General features: G+C 41.7%; 1 pseudogene. It reads left to right on the top strand.

Annotated elements, in window-relative coordinates:
- A pseudogene (locus AOA59_RS32930) lies at nt 1-230 on the top strand (primosomal protein N'); the annotation flags it as partial.

The raw sequence follows: 230 nt of genomic DNA, 5'->3' as shown, positions 1-230 counted from the left end.
TTATTGTGGTCATGCAGAAACGGTTCCATCACGATGTCCTGATTGTGAAGGAGAATCTATTCGTTTCTTTGGGTCAGGAACGCAAAAAGTAGAAGAAGAACTACTGAAAATACTTCCCAAGACCCGTGTTATTAGAATGGATGTGGATACGACTAGGAAAAAAGGATCCCACGAGAAGCTATTAGATAAATTTGGCAAGGGTGAAGGGGATATATTGCTCGGTACCCAGA

This window comes from Pseudomonas sp. 2822-15 (assembly GCF_002742515.1).
GTDB lineage: Bacteria > Pseudomonadota > Gammaproteobacteria > Pseudomonadales > Pseudomonadaceae > Aquipseudomonas > Aquipseudomonas salomonii.
This window is presented reverse-complemented; position numbering and strand designations above follow the sequence as displayed.